Origin of the sequence: Xenorhabdus bovienii (assembly GCF_024721015.1) — a bacterium.
Taxonomy (GTDB): Bacteria; Pseudomonadota; Gammaproteobacteria; order Enterobacterales; family Enterobacteriaceae; genus Xenorhabdus; species Xenorhabdus bovienii.
The window spans coordinates 1-648 of record NZ_JANAIF010000290.1; the positions used below are offsets into that span (position 1 = coordinate 1).

1 pseudogene is annotated in these 648 nt (G+C 48.3%); it reads right to left on the bottom strand.

Features of this window, described 5'->3' with window-relative positions:
- Positions 1 to 29: 29 nt before the first annotated feature.
- A pseudogene (locus NXS07_RS22575) lies at positions 30 to 648 on the bottom strand (hypothetical protein); the annotation flags it as partial.

Here is a 648-nt window from a genome sequence, read left to right on the forward strand (position 1 = left end):
TGCCAATTGTAATTCGTTGGTGTAGTTCATTATTTCATCCTCGTCACTAAAATTTTTGCCACGTTTTTCATGCGGAATTCATTCGCGGTGGGAACCACACGAGACGCATCAAACTCAATATTGTACGCGTAGTTACTGGTGCCACTGCCGCCAATTCTGGGTTCGTCATTTTTAATGAGATTGAATGCCCCGCTGGAACTGGCGAGGGTCATTGATAAAAAACCATGATGTGCACCCACGGCTCCTGTGATATTTCGCATCGCGTCGTCCTGATAAGTGCCTACTGTACGCCCGAGGTCAATGTTGCGACCGTTATCGGCGGCGCGGATCGCGTAACCCCGGTCATCAGGCATTTTAGAATTCGGGAATAATTTTGCGGCAACCGGGTATTCTCGCGGATCGAATGATCGCCCCTCGTTGGCCATAAAAATATCGTTATGGCCGGGGAGTTGAGACAGCGGATTATTCCAGATAAAACTGCCCCCAATGGGAATAGTCGGCTCAATATCGCTCTGCAATGCCATAATTCCGGCACGGTGTGGGACACGAATAACGGTGTCTGTGTTATTCCTATCTCGGTAAGTGAAAGCCAGAAAAAAATCTTTTTCATGCTTGGTTGTTGACAGAATCACCTGTCGCCCATCGGGT